Consider the following 5,232-nt stretch of genomic DNA (forward strand, 5'->3'; position numbering starts at 1 on the left):
GGCGTTTCAGGAGCCGGGTCCGGGGGCGGAGCCCCGGCGGGGGTGCGGGGGCGGAGCCCCCGAGAGGGGGTCTGGGGCGCAGCCCCAGCCGGGTCCGGGGCGGAGCCCCGGTTTCGGGAAGGGGCGGGGTGGGGAAAGGCCCGCCGCAGGCGCCCGCCCCGGCACGCCTACAGGACGGCCCCCTCGGCGCCGCCGGGGCCCAGGAGAGGGCCCCGAGAAGCCCCGCGCCGGGAAAGAAGACCTCCCGGAGCCCACCCCGGGGCGGAGCCAGGACGTGGGCCACCGGCCGCGCCGAGGCCACCCCCAGCGGTACCCTGACGACGCCGGACCCCCGTCCGACTGGACCAACATCCGAAGGGACACCCCATGCCGCTCGAAGCCGGTCTTCTGGAGATCCTCGCCTGCCCGGCGTGCCACGCCCCGCTCCGCGAGGAAGAGGCCGAGGAGACCCCCGAGCTGGTGTGCACGGACGGCAAGGCCTGCGGCCTCGCGTACCCCGTCCGCGAGGGCATCCCGGTCCTGCTCGTGGACGAGGCCCGCCGCCCGGCCTGACGGCCGCCCGACGCGTCAGAACGACACCGGTCGACACCTGAACGACGCCGGACGACAGCAGGCCCCACCCACGGCGATCGGAGGCCGTAGCTCCATGCTCGACGAATCCCTCCTCGACGCCCCAGAGGCCCTCGCCCGGGCCGACACCCGCGGGCTCCTGCGCGGAGCCGCCGAAGCAGGCGCCAGAGTCCGTACGGCGGCCCGCCACGCCGCCGAGGCGGGCGTCGCGGACCTCAAGCCGGACGGCCGCCCGCGCGCGGTCCTGGTCGCGGGCCCGGGAGCGGCGGGAAGCTGCACCGCCGACCTCCTCGGCGCGCTCAGCGGCGGCAACATCCCGGTGAGCCTCATCGGCCCCACCGGCGTCGCCCCCGCCCCCGGCGCACTGCGCTGGGCGCTGCCCGGCTGGGCGGGCTCGCTGGACCTGCTGGTCATCGCGACGCCGGACGGCACGGAGCCGGGCCTGCCGCGCCTCGTGGAGCAGGCGTACCGCCGGGGCTGCGCGCTCGTAGCGGTGGCCCCCGGGGACTCGCCGCTGGCGGGCGCGGTGGCGCAGGCACGCGGCCTCATGGTGCCGCTGGCCACGTCCTCGTACGGCCCGTACCCACCACCCCACGAGGCCGCCACACCCCCCGAAGCCCCCCGCCCCCAAAGCCATCCCCGAAGCGATCCCCAAGGCCACCCCCAAGGCCACCCCGAAGCCGCCCCAGAAGGCCCACCCCCCGAAGGCGCCCTGGGCGAACCCTCGGGCACCCACGCACACCGCCACACCACCCCACCGCACATAGAGCCGCCCGGCACCGCACCGGACGAGGTCACCGGCCCCGCCCTGCCCGGCACGCTGTGGGCGCTGCTCACCCCGCTGCTCATGCTCGTCGACCGGATCGGCCTGATCGCCGCGCCGCCCGCCGCGCTGCAGCAGGTGGCCGACCGGCTGGACCGGGTCGCCGAGCGCTGCGGGCCCGCGATCGCCACGTACACCAACCCCGCGAAGACGCTCGCGGCCGAGCTGGCCGAGGCGCTTCCGCTGCTGTGGACCGAGGGCCCGGTGGCCGCCGCGACCGGACGGCGCTTCGCGGGGCTGCTCGCGACGCTCGCCGGGCGCCCCGCGCTCGCCACCGAACTGCCCGGCGCGCTGGCCGCGCACGGCACGCTGCTGGCGGGGGCCTTCGCGGGCGGCGCCGACCCCGACGACTTCTTCCGCGACCGGGTCGACGAGCCGGAGGCGCTGCGGGCCCGGATCGTGCTGCTGCACGACGAACCGGTGGGACCCGTCTCGGCCGTCCCGGCGGCCCGCGAACTCGCGCTGGCGCACGATACGGCGGTCAGCGAGCTGGAACCGGACGAAGGCAGTCCGCTGGAGCGCGCGGCCGAACTTCTCGCCATCACGGATTTCGCCGCCGTTTACCTCGCGCTTGGTTCGGCGGATAGAACTTGAGGCCGTACGCAAGCCCTTGACCGGCCCCGCGCCGGAAAACGGCATCCCCCCGGACAGTCAGGAACCGCACCGCATGGACCGCCTCGTCAACACCGTGCGCCCCTACGCCTGGGGCTCCGCCACCGCCATCCCCGAACTGCTGGGCACCCGGCCGACCGGCGAGCCGCAGGCCGAGATGTGGATGGGCGCACACCCCGGGGCGCCGTCCCGCGTCGACCGGGGAGAGGGCTCCGTCGCGCTGTCCGACGTGATCGCCGCCGATCCGGAGCGCGAGCTGGGCGCGGGCGCCGTACGGGCCTTCGGGCCGCGGCTGCCGTTCCTGCTCAAGGTGCTCGCCGCGGCGTCGCCGCTCTCCCTCCAGGTGCACCCGAACCTCGCGCAGGCGAAGGAGGGCTTCGCGGACGAGGAGGCCCGGGGCGTTCCGGTGGACGCCCCGCACCGCAACTACAAGGACGCCAACCACAAGCCCGAGCTGATCTGCGCCCTCACGCCGTTCAACGGGCTCTGCGGCTTCCGCGGCCCCGACGAGGCCGCCGCGCTGCTGGGCGCACTTGAGGTCGACTCGCTCAAGCCGTACGTCGACATCCTGCACGCCCACCCCGAGTCGCACGCCCTGCGCGAGGTGCTGACGGCCGTCCTGACCGCTGACCGCGAGGCGATCGCCGAGACCGTGCACCAGGCCGCGGCCGCCGCCGAACGACTTGGCGCACTCGACGGCCCGCACGCCTCGGCGTACGCGGCGTACGCCACCATCGCCCGGCACTACCCGGGCGACCCCGGCGTGATCGCCGCGATGCTGCTCAACTTCGTGACGCTGCAGCCCGGTGAGGCGCTGTACCTGGGCGCGGGCGTCCCGCACGCCTACCTCGACGGACTCGGCGTCGAGATCATGGCCAACTCCGACAACGTGCTGCGCTGCGGGCTGACCCCCAAGCACGTCGACGTTCCCGAACTGCTCCGCGTCGTCCGCTTCGAGAGCGACGCCCCGGCCGTACTGCGCCCCGAGGAGGACCCCTCCGGCGAGGAGCTGTACACCACCCCCATCGACGAGTTCCGGCTCTCCCGGTACGTCCTGGCGGAGGGCGCCGCACCGCGCGACCTCCCCTCCTCCGGACCGCAGATCCTGCTGTGCGCGGCGGGCGAGGTTTCGCTCCGCGGTGACGATGAACTACGTCTGTCCCGTGGCGAATCGGCCTTCCTCAGGGCGGGCGAAGAGGTCACCGTGACCGGCGACGGCACTGTGTTCAGGGCCACACTGACCGCCTGACGTCAGGCTCCCGCGGCGGGCTGGAACAATGGCCCGCCGTGACGGTAGTAAAGCTCAAGCAAAACTGCCATGAGTCTGGAAGGGACATTCGGCACATATGAGTGCATCAGGCGGAACCAAGGCGATCGTTGCCGCGCTGGGCGCCAACCTGGCAATCGCCGTAGCCAAGTTCGTGGCGTTCGCCTTCAGCGGCTCGTCGTCGATGCTCGCCGAAGGCGTGCACTCGCTGGCCGACTCGGGTAACCAGGGGCTGCTGCTCCTCGGTGGCAAACAGGCCAAGCGCGCCGCGACCCCGGAGCACCCCTTCGGTTACGGCCGCGAGCGCTACATCTACGGCTTCCTCGTCTCCATCGTGCTGTTCACCATCGGTGGCGTCTTCGCGCTGTACGAGGGCTACGAGAAGATCAAACACCCGCACGAGCTGGAGGCCTGGTACTGGCCGGTCGGCGTGCTCCTCTTCGCGATCATCGCGGAGGGCTTCTCGTTCCGTACGGCCATCAAGGAGTCCAACGAGATCCGGGGCAAGCTGTCCTGGTCCCAGTTCATCCGCCGCGCCAAGGCCCCCGAACTGCCCGTCGTCCTCCTGGAGGACCTCGGCGCCCTGGTCGGCCTCGTCCTCGCCCTCGGCGGCGTCGGCCTCGCCATCCTGACCGGCGACGGCATCTGGGACGGCATCGGCACCATGTGCATCGGCGCCCTCCTGGTCCTGATCGCCCTCGTCCTCGCGGCGGAGACGAAGTCCCTCCTGCTGGGCGAGGCGGCCGACGTCGACCAGGTCGCCAAGATCCGCGAAGCGGTCGTCGACGGCCAGACCGTCACCGGCCTGATCCACATGCGCACCCTCCACCTGGGCCCGGAAGAACTCCTGGTGGCCGCCAAGATCGCAGTCCAGCACGACGACAGCGCGGCGGACGTCGCCCGCGCGATCGACGCAGCGGAAGCCCGCATCCGCGAGGCGGTCCCCATCGCCCGAGTGATCTACCTGGAACCAGACATCCTCCGGCCCACCACAACCTGACCCCCGATCGCCCCGGCCAACAGGCCGGGGCGATCGCGCTACACCCCTTCGCCGCCCGACAAGGAACCCCGAAGGCCGCCGATCCCCCAACGGCGCAGCCCCGGCATCGACGCAGCCTGGCCCCGGGGAAGGGGAACCCCACAGCACGGGAACGGGCCCAGGGACGCGGCTCCCAAGGCCGCAGCCCCGGCGGGGCGCGGCGAGACTTCCCGGGCCGGGGACGAGGAAGCGCCGCTGCTTGGCGCGAGGCGGGCCCGGGGCGCGATTCCCGAGGCCCTGGAGGGCCAGTGACGTGCCCCAGGCCGGGTGAGGGCGAGGACGAGCGCCTGACGGGCTCCAGGGGCGCAGCCCGGGATCGCGGGGTGCCTGCCGGGCGTCGTCCGGCCAGTGGGCCTGTGCGCCACGTCCGGGGCCACCGGCCGCGCCGCGCGGTCCACCGTCGGCCGGGTCGTCGTTTGGCGAGGTGCCGCCCGCCCCGGCCTTCGGCCTGCGGCCGCTCAGGATCGGCGAATCCGCGCTGCGGCTGCACGCCCCCGGTACGGCCTCGTTCCCCGCCCGCCTCCGCCGCACGGTCCTGGGGACCGGGACGCGGCTCCGGCCGGGCCTGCCGCCCCGAAACGGACCGTGACTCAGCGCCCCGGCCCGGGACCCCGGGGCCAACCCACACCGAGTGCGGGGCGGAACCCGCCAGAGGGCCAGGGACGCAACCCCGGCTTTCAACGTATCTGGCGGGCCTTGCGCTGATCATCCTGCTGCCGGGCCCGCGTACCGCCTACCGTGCGGCGAGCGGGGTGCTGTGGCCTGGTGGGGACCGGGGACGCCACCCCCCGGGACCCAAGCGCGCAGCCCAGACCGTATGCGGCGGAGCAGCCCCGCGACGCCCAGGCCTTCGCGGAGAAGGTCACCGTCCCCACCTGGAATCTGCTGCCCAAGCCCAAGGAGCTGTCGTTCGAGGAGGCC

Annotated in this window: 4 protein-coding genes; all 4 read left to right on the forward strand. The window is 74.1% G+C overall.

Annotated features, from left to right (window positions below):
* Positions 1-366: 366 nt before the first annotated feature.
* The 4 genes from ABZ370_RS43880 to ABZ370_RS43895 all read left to right on the forward strand — a co-directional run bounded on the left by ABZ370_RS43880 (position 367) and on the right by ABZ370_RS43895 (position 4,272).
* Positions 367-552, forward strand: a complete 186-nt coding sequence (locus tag ABZ370_RS43880; protein WP_358634172.1) for a Trm112 family protein — start codon at positions 367-369, stop codon at positions 550-552.
* A gap of 94 nt (positions 553-646) precedes the next feature.
* Positions 647-1,987, forward strand: a complete 1,341-nt coding sequence (locus ABZ370_RS43885) for an SIS domain-containing protein (protein WP_358634175.1) — start codon at positions 647-649, stop codon at positions 1,985-1,987.
* A gap of 73 nt (positions 1,988-2,060) precedes the next feature.
* Positions 2,061-3,254 carry a mannose-6-phosphate isomerase, class I gene (manA, locus tag ABZ370_RS43890; RefSeq protein ID WP_358634177.1) on the forward strand — a complete coding sequence of 398 codons (1,194 nt, stop codon included), beginning with the start codon at positions 2,061-2,063 and terminating at the stop codon, positions 3,252-3,254.
* Positions 3,255-3,351: 97 nt separating this feature from the next.
* Complete coding sequence (locus ABZ370_RS43895) at positions 3,352-4,272, forward strand: cation diffusion facilitator family transporter (protein ID WP_358634180.1); 921 nt, start codon at positions 3,352-3,354, stop codon at positions 4,270-4,272.
* Positions 4,273-5,232: the final 960 nt, after the last annotated feature.

It is taken from the genome of Streptomyces sp. NPDC005962, assembly GCF_040629205.1.
Taxonomy (GTDB): domain Bacteria; phylum Actinomycetota; class Actinomycetes; order Streptomycetales; family Streptomycetaceae; genus Streptomyces.